At 39.9% G+C, this 17,782-nt stretch carries 15 protein-coding genes and 1 CRISPR repeat array; of the genes, 9 read left to right on the top strand and 6 right to left on the bottom strand.

The window, feature by feature from the left end; all coding sequences use genetic code 11:
* Positions 1 to 8: 8 nt before the first annotated feature.
* Both F8S12_RS09195 and F8S12_RS09190 read left to right on the top strand, forming a co-directional pair.
* Positions 9 to 242: a type II toxin-antitoxin system ParD family antitoxin gene (locus F8S12_RS09195; protein WP_089130033.1), complete on the top strand. Its 234-nt coding sequence runs from the start codon at positions 9 to 11 to the stop codon at positions 240 to 242.
* On the top strand, positions 235 to 540 hold the full coding sequence (locus tag F8S12_RS09190; RefSeq protein WP_196515993.1) for a type II toxin-antitoxin system RelE/ParE family toxin: 306 nt from the start codon (positions 235 to 237) through the stop codon (positions 538 to 540). Before F8S12_RS09195 ends, F8S12_RS09190 begins: the two co-directional genes overlap by 8 nt.
* Positions 541 to 637: 97 nt before the next feature.
* Here F8S12_RS09190 and F8S12_RS09185 read toward each other — a convergent pair whose 3' ends face one another.
* From F8S12_RS09185 to F8S12_RS09170, 4 genes are all read right to left on the bottom strand, one after another.
* The gene (locus tag F8S12_RS09185) at positions 638 to 2,497 is read right to left on the bottom strand and encodes a sensor histidine kinase (protein ID WP_196515992.1); all 1,860 of its coding nucleotides are present in this window, start codon (positions 2,495 to 2,497) and stop codon (positions 638 to 640) included.
* A 19-nt stretch (positions 2,498 to 2,516) separates the two neighbouring features.
* Positions 2,517 to 3,404: a phosphate/phosphite/phosphonate ABC transporter substrate-binding protein gene (gene phnD / locus F8S12_RS09180; RefSeq protein WP_196515991.1), complete on the bottom strand. Its 888-nt coding sequence runs from the start codon at positions 3,402 to 3,404 to the stop codon at positions 2,517 to 2,519.
* Between the two features lie 372 nt (positions 3,405 to 3,776).
* Complete coding sequence (locus tag F8S12_RS09175) at positions 3,777 to 4,157, bottom strand: DUF423 domain-containing protein (protein ID WP_196515990.1); 381 nt, start codon at positions 4,155 to 4,157, stop codon at positions 3,777 to 3,779.
* Between the two features lie 50 nt (positions 4,158 to 4,207).
* The gene (locus F8S12_RS09170; RefSeq protein ID WP_196515989.1) at positions 4,208 to 4,687 is read right to left on the bottom strand and encodes a hypothetical protein; all 480 of its coding nucleotides are present in this window, start codon (positions 4,685 to 4,687) and stop codon (positions 4,208 to 4,210) included.
* Between the two features lie 509 nt (positions 4,688 to 5,196).
* On the opposite strand from F8S12_RS09170, the gene F8S12_RS09165 reads away from it, so the two are divergent.
* From F8S12_RS09165 to F8S12_RS09145, 5 genes are all read left to right on the top strand, one after another.
* On the top strand, positions 5,197 to 5,859 hold the full coding sequence (locus F8S12_RS09165; protein ID WP_196515988.1) for a pentapeptide repeat-containing protein: 663 nt from the start codon (positions 5,197 to 5,199) through the stop codon (positions 5,857 to 5,859).
* A gap of 239 nt (positions 5,860 to 6,098) precedes the next feature.
* Positions 6,099 to 7,571: a pentapeptide repeat-containing protein gene (locus F8S12_RS09160; RefSeq protein WP_196515987.1), complete on the top strand. Its 1,473-nt coding sequence runs from the start codon at positions 6,099 to 6,101 to the stop codon at positions 7,569 to 7,571.
* Positions 7,572 to 7,878: 307 nt separating this feature from the next.
* The gene (locus tag F8S12_RS09155; protein WP_196515986.1) at positions 7,879 to 8,022 is read left to right on the top strand and encodes a hypothetical protein; all 144 of its coding nucleotides are present in this window, start codon (positions 7,879 to 7,881) and stop codon (positions 8,020 to 8,022) included.
* 111 nt (positions 8,023 to 8,133) lie between these two features.
* Positions 8,134 to 9,204, top strand: a complete 1,071-nt coding sequence (locus tag F8S12_RS09150; protein ID WP_196515985.1) for an LOG family protein — start codon at positions 8,134 to 8,136, stop codon at positions 9,202 to 9,204.
* A gap of 308 nt (positions 9,205 to 9,512) precedes the next feature.
* Entirely contained in the window at positions 9,513 to 10,835 is a 1,323-nt protein-coding gene (locus F8S12_RS09145) for a D-alanyl-D-alanine carboxypeptidase (protein WP_196515984.1), read from the top strand.
* A 268-nt stretch (positions 10,836 to 11,103) separates the two neighbouring features.
* Here F8S12_RS09145 and F8S12_RS09140 read toward each other — a convergent pair whose 3' ends face one another.
* Positions 11,104 to 11,820: a biliverdin-producing heme oxygenase gene (locus tag F8S12_RS09140; protein ID WP_196515983.1), complete on the bottom strand. Its 717-nt coding sequence runs from the start codon at positions 11,818 to 11,820 to the stop codon at positions 11,104 to 11,106.
* A gap of 573 nt (positions 11,821 to 12,393) precedes the next feature.
* Between F8S12_RS09140 and glmM the strand changes: the two genes are divergently transcribed.
* Together glmM and F8S12_RS09130 are read left to right on the top strand one after the other, a co-directional pair.
* Positions 12,394 to 13,866 (top strand): phosphoglucosamine mutase, encoded by a 1,473-nt coding sequence (gene glmM, locus F8S12_RS09135; protein ID WP_196515982.1) that lies wholly within the window; start codon positions 12,394 to 12,396, stop codon positions 13,864 to 13,866.
* 369 nt (positions 13,867 to 14,235) lie between these two features.
* Positions 14,236 to 15,414, top strand: a complete 1,179-nt coding sequence (locus F8S12_RS09130; protein ID WP_196515981.1) for a hypothetical protein — start codon at positions 14,236 to 14,238, stop codon at positions 15,412 to 15,414.
* Between the two features lie 83 nt (positions 15,415 to 15,497).
* A CRISPR array of direct repeats spans positions 15,498 to 17,191; the repeat unit is 37 nt; unit sequence GTTTCAATCCCTAATAGGGATTTTGATGAATTGCAAT.
* A gap of 267 nt (positions 17,192 to 17,458) precedes the next feature.
* Here the strand turns inward: F8S12_RS09130 and cas2 are convergent.
* Positions 17,459 to 17,746, bottom strand: a complete 288-nt coding sequence (gene cas2 / locus F8S12_RS09125; protein ID WP_109006813.1) for a CRISPR-associated endonuclease Cas2 — start codon at positions 17,744 to 17,746, stop codon at positions 17,459 to 17,461.
* Between the last annotated feature and the right edge of the window lie 36 nt (positions 17,747 to 17,782).

Here is a 17,782-nt window from a genome sequence, read left to right as displayed (position 1 = left end):
GAAATTGTATGCAAAAAAATACAAGTGTTACCTTGGGTGAGCATTTTGAAGCGTTTATCGCCAATCAGATTGAAAGCGGTCGTTTCAATAGTGCCAGTGAAGCGATTCGAGCTGGACTACGCCTTTTAGAAGAACGAGAAATAAAGCTTGCCGCTTTGCAACGGGCATTAACAGAAGGCGAGAACAGCGGATTTGCTGACTATTCTCTATCAGGGCTGCTAGCAGAACTTGACCGTGAATAACCTTGCCTTTCGCCTTACTCAATTAGCCAAGCAGGACTTACTATCAATCGGTCGCTACACCCAAAAAACATGGGGCACTGAGCAGAGAAACCGTTATCTTGCTATGTTGGACGACTGCTTTCATCTCTTAGCACGAGAGCCACAGAGGGGACGAACTTGTAATGATATTCGCCCAGGATATCGGAAGTACCACGTCGGACGACATTTGATCTTTTATCAGGAAACCGATGAACATATCGATATTATTCGTGTTTTGCATGATCGTATGGATGTAGAGTCTCATTTCAACGAAGACTAACGCAAAGACAACGTATCGCTGCTATCTCTTCTCTAAATGCTTGTCGTTTAACTTCATCTCGTTCTTGTCAATTTTCCGTTTTTCATCAAGTAACGGCCTAGGTTATTTGCGTTTTAATAGGTAATTTGATGATAAACTCTGTCCCTTCTTGAAATTCTGAGATTACTTCTATTTTACCTTGGTGTTTATCAATTATCTGATAACAAACACTTAAACCTAACCCAGTACCTTTTCCGACTGGCTTAGTTGTGAAAAAAGGATCAAATAGTTTATTTTTAATTTCTGGTGGAATTCCTGAACCGTTATCTTTGATTCCTACTTGGATGTAAATATCGTCTATATTTAATGTAGTTATAATAATTTGTTGACTTCTAATTGAATCAGCTTTTTGATCTAGCAAAGCATCTATTGCATTACTCAGAATATTCATAAATACTTGGTTAAGTTTTGCTGGATAACACTCAACTAAAGGTAAATACCCATAATTTTTAATTACTTCAATTTCTGGTTCAAGTCTGTGATTCAGAATTAACAGAGTATTATCAATTCCTTCATGAATATCTACCTTTTTCATATCAGCTTCGTCTAATCGAGAAAAGTTCCGCAAAGATAACACAATTTCACGAATGCGTTCAGCACCAGTATTCATAGAAGAAAGTATAAGTGGCAAATCTTTACTAATAAAATTTAAATCAATTTCTTCGATTTTTTCTTCAATTAACAAAATCGAATCTGGGTATTCTTGCTGATATAAACTCACTAAATTAAATAAGTCTTGAGTATAGTCATTGACACACTGAATATTACCATAAATAAAATTAACAGGATTATTAATTTCATGAGCTATACCTGCTATCATCTGCCCAAGAGAAGACATTTTTTCTGTTTGGATTAATTGCCCTTGAGCTTCTTTTAAGTCTTGCAGGGTTTTTTGAAGTTCTTGGGTTCGTTCTTCTACGCGTTGCTCTAAACTTTGGCGAGCTAGTTCTAGTTCTTGGGTTCGTTCTTCTACACGTTGCTCTAAACTTTGGCGAGCTAGCTTTAGTTCTTGGGTATAATCTTCTACCCATTCCACTAATTGATTCAAGGAAGTAGCTAATGTTCCTATTTCATCGTTGCTTGTGACATGAACTCTAAGCTGAAAATTTGATTCTTGCGTGATTTTTCTGGCAACGTCAGTAACTATCTGTAGAGGACGGGCAATTAACCTACTGGTATATAGTGCTAGTATAGCTGCGATCGCAGCTGATAACAGCATACTTACAATAATAACCTGAATTCGCAATTTTTGGGCATTATCAAAATTAGCATTTGCTTGCTTTTCTTGAATTTCAGCATATCCAATAATCCGAATTAATTCATCTGAAAGTTTCTCGAATTCAACGGAGAGATTAACTTCTTTTTTGAAAAATGTAAGTAGCTCTTCCTGATCAGCTTTTGTTTCTTTGATTGACAATTTATCTTGTTCAATCTGCTGCCAAAAATCTTTTACTGTCTGAGTATATATTTCTGTATTTTTTTTATAATTATTCAATAATTGCAACAAATCTGTATTGTTGATTGTCGAATCATGATCATGGGCATTGATAAAAGTTTCTAGTTTAGATAACTGTTGATTAACTTGGCTCATTTCATCTAGAAATCTATTTTTTTCAAATTCTAACCAAATAGAATTTTCCAAAACAGTAACTAATCTTTGCGGATGTAATCTAACTCTAGTTATTTTAGTTTCTAAATTTTTTAAGAGAGATTGTTGTTGATAAGATAAATTTAACTGTTGCTGGGCAAGTGTTTCATAACGGTATGCAATTAACAAACCACTTATTGTGCCTATAAAAGTAATACTACCCGCCACGGTATAGCCAAAACTAATTTTTTTAGCGATATTACAGTTATCAGTTACGTGGCTAAGTAAAATAAAAATTCTTTTAAAATAGCGTTTTCTATCAGCTATCATTCATTTATCGACTGTATTATTACAAGAAGTTTCCTTGCCCAATTTTTTGATAAACTTCACGAATTATATTATAATCAGCATCATTTGCCGGAATAAATTTACTTCCTTTATATTTTTTATTTTCTTTGGCAGTTGCTAAACTTTGAATTAGTTTATCCTGATGCTTAATCATGCGCGATCGCATATCTGCTATAAAGCTAGATGCCAACTGATTACTACCAACAAATACATCACCCGGTAGTAATTGGCTTTTAAATATTACAGAAAAATCTTTCTCAAATAAGCCTTCAGATTCTAGAATATTTTTGTATCTGTCATATGAAGTTACCCAGGCATCTACCTCACCTTTTTTTAAAGCTTGTACTCCTTTATCATTTAACATGACAATTTTGAAGTCAGTTTTTGCATCTAATCCAGCATCCATTAATAGTTTTATGGGGACAAGATGACCAGAAGTTGAGCCAATTTTTCGCATGGCAATTGTTTTGCCTTTCAATTGAGCTAATAATTTAATTTTACTATCCGCACGAACTACCATAATAGAATGGTAGCTGCTACGCTCTATGGCAATTATCGGAATAGCCTTTGCCCTAGCATTCAAAATCAAGTATTCTGAAGGCCCTGCAAATACAATATCCACCTCTCTCGATAACAGTGCTGGTGCTGCCGCTGTAGGATTTTCTACAGGAAAAAACTCAACTTTTGTCTCTAATATCTCTTCTAATGTGGTACGAAAAAGTCCATAATCTCGTTGTAAATCTTCCATACCAACGACATCTGTAACTGAAAACTTTAGATTTTTGGGTGCAGTTATTGTCATTTTATCTGAGCTATTATTAGAATTTACTCCTGTTGTGCAGCCAGCAGTAAACAAGAGCGAATACCAAAGTAAGTGGCGTCGTTTCATCGGTTTGAATGATATTATAAATGAGAAATTTCTTAGCTATTATTTAGTAATTTTATTGCTTTTTTGTATTTGTAGCTTCTGTAATATTACGGGAATAAGTTTTATGAATTTGGGAATTCTGTTTGTTAAAAATATTAGGTGCGTCCCACTTTGGAAAAGATACCTGGCTATTATAAATAATGGTTCATCTTGCACACAAAAAAACCGCCTGCGCGGGTTCTACAAAAGCTTGTGTGTGGGCATTCTAATGCCCACTGTGGTCTATTAATATAAAATACGATGTCAAAAGGAGAAAATTGAGGTTTTAACAAATGGAGATAGGAATTAGGAGTTTTTAATTCATTCACTTCTAACTCTTAATTCCTAGCCTTTTTACAACTTCAGATTCCAAGCGGCAAAAGCTAAAGCACCCCAACCGGCTAAAAAGGCTACGCCGCCTAGTGGCGCGATCGCTCCTAAGGATTTAATACCAGTTAAGCTAAGGGCGTATAAGCTACCTGAGAAAATAGCAATGCCAATGATGAAAAGCCATCCACTTGTTACAAGGGTGGGTTGAGGAAACTCGGTGCGACTAATTAGTAATGCTACTAAAAAAAGTGCTAGAGCATGATACATTTGGTAACGAGCGCCAGTCTCAAAAATTTCTAGCGATCGCTCACTAAGTTTTTCTCGTAAGGCATGGGAAGCAAAGGCACCAGCAGCCACTGACAAACCGCCTAAAACGGCAGCTATGGTCAAAAAAATCTGCGTCATTAGACTTAGCCGTAAGTTGGTGTGGAATTTAACGCGCTATTGGATATCAATTAGGCATCAAAATGATATGATACAGCCCCTTCTTCGTTCACCTTAAAGTTTGCATTGAATTCTTTAGCTTTTTCATCTAAAAATTGTTTGGCGTTAGCTGCGGGTAGTTGTGACTGCATTGCAAAGCCTAAAACAGTTACGCGGCCATGATTTTCTTGTAGCATTTTATAAAAAATTGATTGCAGGCGATCGCTAACTTCTTGATTAAGCGCTTTTTTCTCATGCCGACTTTGACGGTACAATCCCAAAGCTAACCATGCCCCTAATGTTAGCGTTGGCACACCAAAAATTAGACCACTAACAGCAGTATTATCAGCTTCATAAGTAGCATTTGGTGCTAAAAAATCATGCTCATCTTTGGGTAGTATGATCACCTCACGTGGAGCAAATTTTTCTAATGCTGCTGTTGCTGATAGCGTTAAAAACATGAATCCGAGTGTCAGTAGCCAACCGGCAGCCAATTTTTCAGCAGTTTTCATAGTTCCACTTCAAATTTGAACTTTGCTAGAAATTCTAACCTGACTTTCGCAAAGGTTCAAATTTATCAATAAAATCCGGTAACATTCCAGAGATTGCTGTTACCGCCACCAATCAGCACCAGCTCTTTAATTATTATCTGTAAATTTAGCTGCATTTAAATACTTAGATTTAGGATTAAATAGCTGTTGGACATTTATCACTGATTAGATATAAATCAAAATCATCATGATGAAGGTTAATTGACAGTGAAGAATGAAGAGTAGTGAATACAACTGATGATTGAATATGGCAGGTAGCATATATTTTAATGTGCATTTATTCAACAGCTATATTCTCTATTTTGTTACATTAGCATCTTCAATTATTGATCATGCTTGAAACCATCAGATACACAACTAAATTGTTAAATCTACTGCCAGCATGAGGAATGTTAACAGTAATTATTAATGCTTGTTATGCCATTAAAAATATTTAATCGACAAATAACATCGAGCTATCAAAAACATTCATGAGGATATATATTTTACAAGAAAAAGTTAAACAAGCTCAGTATCAATTGCCAAAACAACGTTTAAGAATAGCAATTGAACAGCTGGAGAATAACAAAATTGAAACCAGTCTGGCTGTAATTAATGATTTAGAGCAAATTGCCCATAATCATCCACATTACCACTGGATAATTATGGATATTCTGACTACTTTTGTCCGAGAAAATGCTTCTCATAGACCCCAACAGGAAGTAATGAGCAACCGATCAGCAAAAGTTCGTGTAGATATTCAAGCAGCCCTTAGTGTTATCGCTAAAAGAGATGCAAACAAAGACCCAAAAAATGAGCAAATTGATTTGAGTTACGCGGATATAAGAGGAGCAAATCTAAATGGGGCGAACCTAAAACAGACAAATCTCTATCAAGCTAATCTTGCTGGGGCGAACCTCAGCGAAGCTAATTTAGCAGGAGCAATCCTCAGTGCAGCTAACTTAGAAAGAGCTAATTTATATTTAGCTAATCTAGAAGGGGCAATCCTTAGTGCAGCCAACCTCAAAGGAGCCAACCTCTCTGGAGCTAACCTGCATCGAGCAAACCTATATCTAGCTGATCTGCATGGAGCAATTCTCACTGATGCCATACTTGATGGAGCAAACCTCAGAGAAGCCAAATTCTTTGAGTAAAATACTATACCGCTATGTGTAATTCGTAATTCGTAATTCGTAATTCGTAATTACTATACCGCGAGGGTTTCAATGATTTGGAATCGGTGGTTTATTTTTACCGTAATGTACAACTATATTCGATGTCATTGCCTAGTTAAACGGGTCTTTTGACACCTATGATAATTTTCTGCTAAATGCTATACTATTTTTTCTTAACATCTAAGTAATAATTCTAGGTTGTAAGGAAAATTTTTACCATGTCTTCTAAAAAGACAGACGCTTTGTTGAATTGGTTGATAACTATAACAGTTATATTTGCTTTCTCATTGACTGTAATTTTCTTTGCATTATCTAGTATCAAGGAATTATCAATTCAGGAAAAGATCCAGTATAGAAACCAAGCATTAACAACTACTGCAATAGTTTTTCTGGCATCGGCAGCAATGTTTAATGTTTATTATGCAGCCAAACGTGTCCAGGCGATGCAGAAAAATGCGATCGCAGCTGAGAAAAACCTCGAAATTGGCATTCAAAATGCAAAGCTAAATCAAGATAGATTGATTGCAGAACGTTTTATGGGGGCAATTACCCAGCTTGGACATGAAAAGATTGAAACCCGGACAGGCGCAATTTATGCCTTAGAAAGAGTTGCTCAAGATTTTTCTAAAGAACACTGGACAATTATGGAAATTCTCACTGCCTTTGTGCGAGAAAATGCAGCAAAAGAGCAGCTAAAAGGGGAGCAACAGCCGGAATATTCATCAGTAGTTTACTCAAGTAGGCGTAGAGGTGGGTCGCGTCCGACACAGCAGTTGGAGGAGAATTTCCATGAAGAAGTGCCAAAAATACGCACCGATATTCAAGCCGCCCTGACTGTCATCGGCAGGCGTAATTTACTCGAAGACCCGAAAGATCAAAAACTTGATTTACGCAATATTGACATCAGAGGAGCAGACCTGCTAGGTGTTAATCTGCAACAGGCTGACCTCCGTGGATCTGATCTTAGTGGGGCTAACCTGCAACAGGCTGACTTGAGTGAGGCAGACCTTAACGGCGCTAAACTCGTTAGGTCTGTTCTCTATGAAGCCAAATTGCTAAAAACCAGTCTGTGTGGAGCGAACCTCTGTTGGGCTAATTTCAATCGCGCCAACCTCTCTGGGGCAAACTTGCGTTCAGCCAACCTCTCTGGGGCAAGTCTGCGTGCAGCTAATCTGCAAGGAGCGAATCTCTATAAAGCTAACTTGCAACAAGCAACTTTGAAAATTGCTAACCTCTCTGGGGCAAAGCTGTTTTTAGCTAACTTGCAAGGAGCAAAACTGGGTAAAGCTAATCTGCAACTAACGGGGCTGATTGGTGCTAACCTCTCTGGGGCTAACTTGAATGGTGCCAACCTTTCTGGGGCTAACTTGAATGCAGCCAAACTCCAGCAAACAGAAGTCTATTTTGCCAATCTCTCAGAAGCTAGCTTAACGGAAGCTGATTTGTATCAGGCAAACCTCATCGGAGCAAACCTGCATAGGGCAACCTTTTATCAAGCTAACCTGACTCAGGCTAACCTCATGGGAGCTAACTTTTTAGAAGCTAATCTTAGCGATGTCAAACTGGAAGGGACAATTTTAACAGGAGCTAAAAACTTAGAGTTGCAGCAGATTAGAAAGGCACTTGGCGATCGCACTACTCGCTTACCTGATTATATGGAAGCACCGACACATTGGCGGCAGTCTAGTTAAATTATCTCAGCATCATTAGTTATTTGGGCGCATTCTACCGTTTTTACCAAAAGTCTCCGTAACAATTCTTTTGAACACGAACGGCCGAGCTTTGAACACGAACGGCCGAGCTTTGAACACGAACGGCCGAGCTTTGAGCATGAACGGCCGAGCTTTGAGCATGAACGACCGAGCTTTGAGCATGAACGACCGAGCTTTGAGCATGAACGACCGAGCTTTGAGCACGAACGGCCGAGCTTTGAACACGAACGACCGAGCTTTGAACACGAACGACCGAGCTTTGAACACGAACGGCCGAGCTTTGAGCATGAACGTCCGAGCTTTGAACACGAACGGCCGAGCTTTGAGCATGAACGACCGAGCTTTGAGCATGAACGACCGAGCTTTGAGCATGAACGGCCGAGCTTTGAACACGAAACATGGTGATATTAGCTTGAGTAATGAGCAATAATACCTCAAAATTAGTTTTGAGTGTGTTAAATGCACATCAGAGGGCTATATCCCGCTTGCTAGAGTGTGAGTCATTCACGTAAAATATAATGCCATTGTTGCGGCAGTTATCATGACCTCATCTGCGTCGTTTGACACATTAGAGTCTGTACAGGCGGATATCGCTGAATTGATTACTCGCTTACCGACATTAAAAAATCGGCAACTTATTCAGCAAGCACTTGCTACTATTGTTCGTCTAGCTGATAGTGAAATTGAGCGTCTCGATTGGAAAATATTGTCGGCTTCATTAACAGATATGGAGCGCGGTTTCCAGCTTTTTTATGATTACCGACGTGTTCGCAAAGTCACCATTTTTGGTTCGGCTCGCCTCGCATCAGATACACCAGAGTACAAAATGGCGGTTGAGTTTGCTCGCGCTGTTTCCCAATTAGGATTTATGGTGATGACTGGCGGGGGTGGTGGAATTATGCAAGCGGGTCACGAAGGCGCGGGGCGAGAAAATTCCTTTGGATTAAACATTCAATTACCCTTTGAGCAGGAAGCGAACCCGTTTATCGAAGGTGATCCTAAGCTCATTCACTTCAAATATTTCTTTACCCGCAAGTTGTTTCTCCTCAAAGAAAGTGATGCTGTAGCCTTGTTTGCTGGAGGCTTTGGCACTCAAGATGAAGCTTTTGAATGTATGACATTAAGCCAGACTGGTAAATTCGGCCCAGTACCTTTAGTTTTAATTGATCACCCTGGTGGTGACTACTGGCGGTCTTGGAGCGAATACATTGATAAACAACTTGTGCAAAAAGGTCTTGTTAGTCCTGAAGACCCCAGCCTTTACACGGTGACAGATAACCTGGATGTAGCTTGTGATGTTATCACCCGTTTTTATCAGGTTTATCACTCCTGTCGATATGTAAGCAATAAGTTAGTCATCCGCCTCAAGACAGTTTTATCAAACGCTCTGGTAGAGCAACTCAATACTGATTTTAAAGACATTATTATTCAAGGACGCATTGAAAAAAGTCAGGCATTACCTGAAGAAGCACAAGATGAAACCGTTGGACTACCCCGCCTGCTTTTGTACTTCAATCAACGCGACTTGGGGCGCTTGTATCAGATGATTGCCACAATTAACCAGATGGGTACTCCTTCACCGGAGGATGCAGCGCATCCAGAAAGAAAGTAGGTAAGTAAACACAATTAATTACACAGTGTTATTGCGCTAAACGCAGCCATACCCAAGGGCTTTATGCAGCAATGCAAGGGCTGGGATTGCTTTGCTGCGATCGCAATGACTGTTTGGTTCAGGCAAGAGACGCGATAAATCGCCGTCTCTACAAAAGCATGATCAAAGGAGCCACGAAAACAATATGATTTACCCTACTTAACAGATGAGAAATACACTATTTATGATGACTCAATACTGATTATTGTAAAAAACCTTGTATATTGGCACAGGAAACAACGTATCAAATCCTAACAGAGGAATAAAACATGCTGGAATTATTGGGTTCAGGTTTGGTTACCCTCTGGCTGGAAATGGCCGGGGTACAGTTCAAGCCTCTGGATGCCCTAGATGCTTTGACTTGGCAAACTAGCCCTGGCTTGGTTCTTGCCCCTGATCCCAATCCAGCTGGGGCGACGACGGTGCAAGCATATCTAAAAAAGCTTGTAACATCAAAAGTGGTGGCGCAAAATCTGGCTGAGAGTCAGGGAATTTGGATGCAGTCGGGTCCGATGCTGATGGCAAATCACCAAGGTACTACACCTCTGCCGGCTGCTTCTTTAACCAAAATTGCTACTTCACTAGTTGCTTTGAAAACTTGGGGGCCAGATTACCAATTTGATACTTTAGTAAGTGTCACTGGGCCAGTGGTCAAAGGAGTTGTGCAAGGTGATTTGGTGATTACTGGCGGTGGCGATCCTTTGTTTGTTTGGGAAGAAGCGATCGCTCTTGGTAATACTCTCAATAAAATGGGTATCAAGCAGGTAAAGGGAAATTTGATTATTACTGGCAATTTTGCCATGAATTTCCAACGTCAGCCGATGCTAGCAGGTCTAATACTCAAGCAAACTCTAAATTATGCAACTTGGGGTCGTCCTGCTGTTTACATCCACTCAATCATGCCCAAGGGAACACCCAAGCCGAAAGTCGTGATTGCAGGTGCGATCAAATTTGCGGTGCAACCAAATCCTCAACAAATCTTGTTACTACGTCATCGTTCATTACCCTTGAAGCAACTAATCAAGGAAATGAATGTTTACAGTAACAACGAGATGGCAGAGATGCTAGCAGAGTCAGTGGGGGGAGCAGCTGTAGTGCAATCAACTGCTGCCAACCTTGCTAAGGTGCCACAAGTGGAAATCCAGTTAATCAATGGTTCTGGACTGGGGCCAGAGAATCGCATTTCCCCTAGAGCTGCTTGTGCAATGTTGATGGCTATTCAAAAGGAGGCATCTGTCCATCAATTGAATTTGGCTGATTTGTTCCCGATGTCTGGGTTTGATCGTCGGGGAACACTACACTCTAGACACATTCCCCCCGCCACTGTAATCAAAACTGGCACTCTCCGAGATGTGAGCGCTTTGGCAGGAGTTATGCCTACACGCGATCGCGGTTTGGTTTGGTTTGCGATTATCAACCGGGGGACAAACGTCGGCGGTTTGCGTATTGGACAAGACCAACTGTTGCAAAGTGTTGTAAAACAATTACAAATACCTGCAATCGTTCCTGCTACCCTCACTCCCCACTCAGCCATCAACTCTTTACCCCAGTTAGGCGCAGTCAGTCGCAATGACATCTTGTTCAAAAGTTAGTTTGTCGAACTTTGCATAAATGCGGGATGATTTTTTCACGCAGAGGCGCAGAGGCGCAGAGAGGATAAGGAGTTTTAGATTTCAATACATAATATTTCATCCCTTAGTTCAGCAACGCCAAATAATTAAACATAATTGAGGGGCAATCTCCTTATATTTGCTTTGATAAATCCAAAACAATCACAAGGCGATCGCCCCTAAATGTATTGAGCGCTTTTAACACTCTTAAGATTAAGCTAATGGTCGGATCTCTGTGTCGCACATTAGCTTATTCAGCAGTAGCGAGTTCAGTACTACCGCGTGTACGACGCCGTGTCAGGCTGTTGTACAGCATTACACCGATCGCCTTGATTAAATTGCCTTCCAATTCCTCGAACATCTTCATGTTCGTACCAAAGGCGGCGTTAGCTTCATCAACTATGCGATCGCTAATAGCATCATCAAGAGGTAGTTCATCCAATGTTTGACGATATTTCGCTTTGAATGCCTTCTCATCGGAAATCTCTGGAAACTCATAAAAGGCTGTTCCTTGCCCATCAGACAAATTCATCGCTGTTACAGCAATATTTTTGAGAATTTGTCCCCCAGATAAGTCACCCAGGTAACGAGTATATGAATGGGCGATTAACAATTCTGGTGCTGTTTCAGATATTTCTCGGATGCGCTGTACATAAGCTTTACCTGCGGGAGATAGTTGGATTTGCTCTCTCCAATTAGCCCCGAAGTAATAACCCAGGTCTTGCTCTAAGGTATACTTGCGGTTGAGTTGGGGAAAGTTAATTTTAGAAATAATTGGGTGCTGACGGTGCTTTTCCATCTCTTCTTCCATCGCTGAGTAGACGAAGTAGAAGTTAGCAACTAGTTTTCGGTAAGAGTTTTTTTCTACCACTCCTCTTAAAAAGCACTTGACAAAACCTACATTTTCTGCCATCGTATGGGCTTTTTTAGTGCCTACACGTAATTTGGCTGCTAAATTGCTGCTCATGCTAAATTTCTCAACTTTAAAAAATCAACTGCCGAGGTTTTAATTCACTAAATGGCTAAAAAGCCATTAAACCGTTACCTTAAAACTATTTGATGAGAATTTATATTAAAAATTTTTAAGCTGCTCGGATAATTTTGTAGTTTTTTACACAGTAACAAGCTTAAGCGAATAGAAGCTTATATTCCGGTGTTTTGATTTTTTGTTGTTATTAGCTAAATTTCACTTTCATTTTCAGTAAAGCTGAAAAATACTTGCGATTAAATAAAGGTAATATTTTCTACTGCTTGTTTTTTGTGAGTAGCATTGCAAAATGTGAACCAACACACATAAAAGTCAAGACTAAACTTTATGGCATAAAAGGAATAATTAGCTAAAATGTGAAAAATTTACTCATAAAGTAAAAACGAATACTAACTTTATGAAAATTTACAATTAGAGAGGAAAAGTTTAAGTATTCTTACGTAAAATTAGCTTGCTCTAGAATGAATTTATCAAGAGAAAAAGCATGTCAAAATTGCTGAATAAAGTCTTAAGTGCTATTTTTCAGTGTGATTGTGTGGAGTGTTTAAACTTATGGTTTCATCTATAACTCGGACACCAGGAATTCCTGGGGGTTCTGCTTCCGAAGCTGATGGATTGGGCAAAGGGATTGAGAGCAGTTTTGCACTGAATTTAATTCCACTACCAGCAAATCCTTTATTTGGTACTGATGGTATTCGCGGACGAGTCGGAGAATTACTCAGTGCGCCCCTAGTATTACAAGTTGGTTTTTGGGCAGGTATTGTTTTACGTAGCCATGCGACTAAAGTAGGGCCAGTCATTCTGGGACAGGACTCCAGAAACTCCAGCGATATGCTAGCGATGGCTTTGAGTGCAGGGTTAACAGCAGCAGGGTTAGAGGTTTGGTATTTGGGATTATGTCCCACTCCTTGTGTTGCCTATCTCACCAGCATCAGTGATGCTATAGGCGGAGTGATGATTTCTGCCAGCCACAATCCCCCAGAAGACAATGGCATTAAGATTTTTGGTGCAGATGGTGGGAAGTTACCGCAAGTATTGCAGGCAGAAATTGAGGCGGGGCTACGTGGCAAAATATCACCTATTGCTAGGGTTAGTAATTGCGGACGGCATTACTCACGTTTCGAGTTAGTGGGGCATTATAGCGAGGCATTGAAAAAACCCTTGAATAGTGCCCTAAATCTTGAGGGAATGAAGATTGTTTTAGATTTGGCGTGGGGAGCAGCAGTTGGGTTAGCACCATCAGTATTTACACAGATGGGAGCAGAGGTAATTTGCTTGCATAATGAAGCAGATGGCGATCGCATTAATGTCAACTGCGGTTCCACTCATTTGGATATTCTTGCAGCAACAGTACAGGAACACAACGCCGACTTAGGCTTTGCCTTTGATGGCGATGCCGATCGCGTCTTAGCTGTAGATAATATTGGCCGACAAGTTAACGGCGATTACATTCTCTACCTGTGGGGACGCCAGTTACAACAAAATCAACAGTTGCCGGATAACTTGATTGTATCTACTGTCATGGCCAATTTAGGCTTTGAGAAGGCTTGGCAACAAATTGGTGGCAAATTAATTCGCACCGCAGTCGGCGATCAATATGTGCAAGCCGAAATGCTGCGGACTGGGGGAATGCTAGGCGGCGAACAATCAGGTCATATTCTTTGCCGTCATTATGCCGTGACTGGAGATGGTTTGTTAACAGCCTTGCATGTAGCAGCTTTGGTAAAAGAGGCGGGTGTTTCTTTAGCAGAGTTGGTAGATCAAAGCTTCCAGACTTATCCACAATTGTTGCGGAACGTGCGAGTTATAGATCGCGATCGCCGTTTAGGATGGAAAGATTGCCAACCTCTACAACAAGCGATCACTCTTGCTGAAGCTGCAATGGGTGATTCTGGCAGAATTTTGGTTCGCGCCTCTGGTACAGAACCAGTAATCAGAGTCATGGTAGAAGCTGCCGATGCCGAACTTACCAACTACTGGACAAATGAATTAGTTTCAAAAGTTCAGCAACATTTGATGGACTAATACCAATTCTTTGTGAAACTGGGCAAAATCAAGTTTGGTGAAACAAGGGGCTTAAGCCCCTTTTCTATGCAATTTTTCTAATATAACTGATTTAAAAGCATGGTTAAATCAGCAGGAAAGCGATTAACTTTAGATAATTAATATTATTTCGATTTTTAATAGGGATTTTGATGAATTGCAATGTAATTTTGTGATTCCAATTTAAAGTATTTTATCAGGTTTCAATCCCTAATAGGTAATAGAGATTTTGATGAATTGCAATGCGGTTAGATTTTGCTACGCTCAAAAAATATTTTGACATCTGTATCAGTTAGGCCTATGCTGAAAACGTCTTAACCAACTGAAGTCTTTTTTTATCTTAGGTGTAATATGTTTGATTACTCTAGTCCCGCTTTAGCCGCTTATGTCAATATCTCTTCGCCAAGAGCAGCTTGCACCAACGGTAGTAAAGTTGCGATCATCAATCCTGAAGGGGTATGGGAAGTAGAAGAAAATGGGACAAAAAAACTAATCCCAAACTCTAATCATGATGCCCGTGGCTGTTCAGCGATCAATAACACAACTTATGTTTTAGCGGTTCCTACAGGGTTAGTAAAAATAGAAACTAACGGAACCTATAAAACAATAGTTACCAACGCAGCCAATTCAAGAACGCGAGTTAAGTTTATTGATGGGTTGGTTATTCACCAATCTATGAATACCCTGTCAATTTACGATCAAAGCCTCAATTTTAAAGCCAAAAATACTTATGGCGTGACTGAGGTAATGGATTTTGAATACAAGAATAACTACCTTTATATCAGTGGTTTTCAACAACAAAAAAGATTAGGTGTCCCCGTCCAAATAGCTTTTCTTTATCGGATGGGTTTTGATGGAGCAAGAATTTTTAATCTCCCAAATTTACCAGGAGATAATCAGGGTAAACTTTGGGGCTACAATTCTGCTAATCTTGCCAACGACATGGCAGATACCCGATTAAACCGCCTACATATTTTTGGTGATAAACTTTATGTACTCGGCTCAGTTTATGGTGGCAATTCAATTTTTAGATGGAATGGTAAAAACTTAGTAACTGGAACGTTGATTACTACCGACAAGTATACCAATGCTGCCCAGACGCGCGATGAAACAAAGGTATATACGGGAGTTGTTGATCTTACTACCTTTACTGTTGAGCGCGGACAGTTAGCCTTTCCAAGACTCCCTGCATCTAGTGGATTGGGTGACGGAAATGGTAATTTCCCTAAAACCATTTATGCTAATGGCACTAATATTTTTGTGGGTTCCTCTGCTGCTTACGCAATTCCCAATAGAGATAGCCAACTTTTCTTAGGTAGACGTATCCCGGCTTACCGTGGCGATGCAAGTTTTTTGGTTGTTCCTAATAATCTGAATACTCGGCAAGCTTGGGTTACTCCTGGCAATGGTGAAGTATTGCTCTTTACTGATAAGTTTGCAGTACTTAAAACAGGTAATATAAATGACTTGGCTACAAATTCAGGAACTACCCAAGTCTTGCCAACAAATACGTATTTTGTCAAGTTTTAAAAAGCTATTTGTTCTTAGGTGTTAGCCTTAAAAAACCTCCAAGCATTTAAGCTGGAGGTTTTTTTAAGTAGTTGTTTCTATTGGTTTCAATCCCTAATAGGGATTTTGATGAATTGCAATTTCGGAATTTTCTTCAATTTACGGACAATGGGTAGTTTCAATCCCTAATAGGGATTTTGATGAATTGCAATTTGCGGGTCTACGACTCTAAGCCTGTTCGTAATGTAGTTTCAATCCCTAATAGGGATTTTGATGAATTGCAATGTGACTGGGTGATTTGTGAACACTGGTACTCCCAAGTTTCAATCCCTAATAGGGATTTTGATGAATTGCAATTGTACCACCTGCGTTCTTGCCATCGGTATTTTTAGGTTTCAATCCCTAATAGGGATTTTGATGAATTGCAATAGTTCCATAGAAATGTTGCCGTTGAAACGCACCACGTTTCAATCCCTAATAGGGATTTTGATGAATTGCAATCTTTTTGATTCAAAATCCCGGCATTAAAATGTATTTTGTTTCAATCCCTAATAGGGATTTTGATGAATTGCAATGCTATCTGCACTAGGGAAGCAGCAACCACTTGAGTTTCAATCCCTAATAGGGATTTTGATGAATTGCAATGCATAACTCTTGCTCCCCACTCCCGCCACACTCTAGTTTCAATCCCTAATAGGGATTTTGATGAATTGCAATTCTCTCCTACGGGATACTAACTCTTGAAGGTACAAGTTTCAATCCCTAATAGGGATTTTGATGAATTGCAATCATTAGCTTACAACGATAATAAATGGCATGTTGTGTTTCAATCCCTAATAGGGATTTTGATGAATTGCAATTTTGGCTAGCACTAACACCAAATAATTGATGTAGGGTAGTTTCAATCCCTAATAGGGATTTTGATGAATTGCAATATTGCAGTACAGGGCAATAGAGTGACGGCTGATGTTTCAATCCCTAATAGGGATTTTGATGAATTGCAATTTCTCATCGCTCCATCCTCTCCCATCCACTTTTTGTTTCAATCCCTAATAGGGATTTTGATGAATTGCAATGCTGCTGTCGTAGGCACGGCAATTCCTACTGTAACTGGTTTCAATCCCTAATAGGGATTTTGATGAATTGCAATTGGTGGAGCTTTAGGCGTTATCGGCAAGACTTACAAGTTTCAATCCCTAATAGGGATTTTGATGAATTGCAATTTCTATGCCATATCCAGAAACGTAATAATACGATTGTTTCAATCCCTAATAGGGATTTTGATGAATTGCAATTGCATGAACGGTACCAGCGAATCAACCACTCGGTAGTTTCAATCCCTAATAGGGATTTTGATGAATTGCAATTCGCGCCCGAAGTTGCTTTGAAATTCAGTTTCACGCGTTTCAATCCCTAATAGGGATTTTGATGAATTGCAATTAGAAAAGGGCGATCGCTTTGCTTGTGAACTCAAGGTTTCAATCCCTAATAGGGATTTTGATGAATTGCAATGTGACGAGATGAATTTTTGGGCAATGACGAATTGTTTCAATCCCTAATAGGGATTTTGATGAATTGCAATCCACACAATTCAACGCTCGCTCAAGTTTATTTCAAGTTTCAATCCCTAATAGGGATTTTGATGAATTGCAATTTGTTCTGAAAGTCTGGAGAGAAGCGCATTTATAAGTTTCAATCCCTAATAGGGATTTTGATGAATTGCAATCTGCTTCTGGTAACATTCGCCGTGTAAGAACTTACGTTTCAATCCCTAATAGGGATTTTGATGAATTGCAATCGCGGGAGGCTGAAAGCCAAGCTGTATTTAGTTTTCAAGGTGCGGTTGCGCGATTCAAGGGCAATCATAGCATTACAGGATTCGTTTGGGAAGAGTGTCGGGAAACTTTAAAGGCTGAAACCCAATTTTAGTAAGCATTTCAGAGATTGCGCGGATGAAAAGTGGGCGACTAACGGGTGAAACCCTTGCTGGAGTTGACATAGAAGCACTTTTTTGGGACTGTGGAATTTGTACACCCACCCTTCCGCGCATTTAACATACAGAAACCTAGCCAGAAGGGGACTCAGCAAAGAAAATTGTTTCGTCCCGTGGCTGTTCTCCACCAATACGTTCGACTTTTCGCTGACAACAGCCACAGAGAAAATAAAAGCGAACGCTGTCAGTGTCGGGTTTAATCAATTTAGCTAAACGCGATCGCAGTTTAGCATACTGAGTAGGAGTGATATCGCACTCAAACACACTCAGTTGCATCCATTGTCCGTAAGACTTGAGAACCGAATGGATTTTAGTACGACGCTTATCTTCTGGAATGTCGTAGCTGACAACAATATACATGAAGGGAGTGGGGAGTGGGGAGTGGGGAGTGGGGAA

The sequence above is a fragment of the Nostoc sp. WHI genome (assembly GCF_015714725.1).
In the GTDB taxonomy this organism is placed as follows: Bacteria; Cyanobacteriota; Cyanobacteriia; order Cyanobacteriales; family Nostocaceae; genus Nostoc.
The sequence above is the reverse complement of the archived record's forward strand: the minus strand, read 5'-3'. Positions and strand labels throughout refer to the sequence as shown.

What these genes read in the sequence shown, in the direction of transcription:
- F8S12_RS09195 (WP_089130033.1), top strand. Translation starts at nt 9, where the DNA reads ATGCAAAAAAATACAAGTGTTACCTTGGGTGAGCATTTTGAAGCGTTT.
- F8S12_RS09185 (WP_196515992.1), bottom strand. Translation starts at nt 2,497, where the DNA reads ATGATAGCTGATAGAAAACGCTATTTTAAAAGAATTTTTATTTTACTT.
- phnD (WP_196515991.1), bottom strand. Translation starts at nt 3,404, where the DNA reads ATGAAACGACGCCACTTACTTTGGTATTCGCTCTTGTTTACTGCTGGC.
- F8S12_RS09175 (WP_196515990.1), bottom strand. Translation starts at nt 4,157, where the DNA reads ATGACGCAGATTTTTTTGACCATAGCTGCCGTTTTAGGCGGTTTGTCA.
- F8S12_RS09170 (WP_196515989.1), bottom strand. Translation starts at nt 4,687, where the DNA reads ATGAAAACTGCTGAAAAATTGGCTGCCGGTTGGCTACTGACACTCGGA.
- F8S12_RS09165 (WP_196515988.1), top strand. Translation starts at nt 5,197, where the DNA reads ATGAGGATATATATTTTACAAGAAAAAGTTAAACAAGCTCAGTATCAA.
- F8S12_RS09160 (WP_196515987.1), top strand. Translation starts at nt 6,099, where the DNA reads ATGTCTTCTAAAAAGACAGACGCTTTGTTGAATTGGTTGATAACTATA.
- F8S12_RS09155 (WP_196515986.1), top strand. Translation starts at nt 7,879, where the DNA reads ATGAACGTCCGAGCTTTGAACACGAACGGCCGAGCTTTGAGCATGAAC.
- F8S12_RS09150 (WP_196515985.1), top strand. Translation starts at nt 8,134, where the DNA reads ATGACCTCATCTGCGTCGTTTGACACATTAGAGTCTGTACAGGCGGAT.
- F8S12_RS09145 (WP_196515984.1), top strand. Translation starts at nt 9,513, where the DNA reads ATGCTGGAATTATTGGGTTCAGGTTTGGTTACCCTCTGGCTGGAAATG.
- F8S12_RS09140 (WP_196515983.1), bottom strand. Translation starts at nt 11,820, where the DNA reads ATGAGCAGCAATTTAGCAGCCAAATTACGTGTAGGCACTAAAAAAGCC.
- glmM (WP_196515982.1), top strand. Translation starts at nt 12,394, where the DNA reads ATGGTTTCATCTATAACTCGGACACCAGGAATTCCTGGGGGTTCTGCT.
- F8S12_RS09130 (WP_196515981.1), top strand. Translation starts at nt 14,236, where the DNA reads ATGTTTGATTACTCTAGTCCCGCTTTAGCCGCTTATGTCAATATCTCT.
- cas2 (WP_109006813.1), bottom strand. Translation starts at nt 17,746, where the DNA reads ATGTATATTGTTGTCAGCTACGACATTCCAGAAGATAAGCGTCGTACT.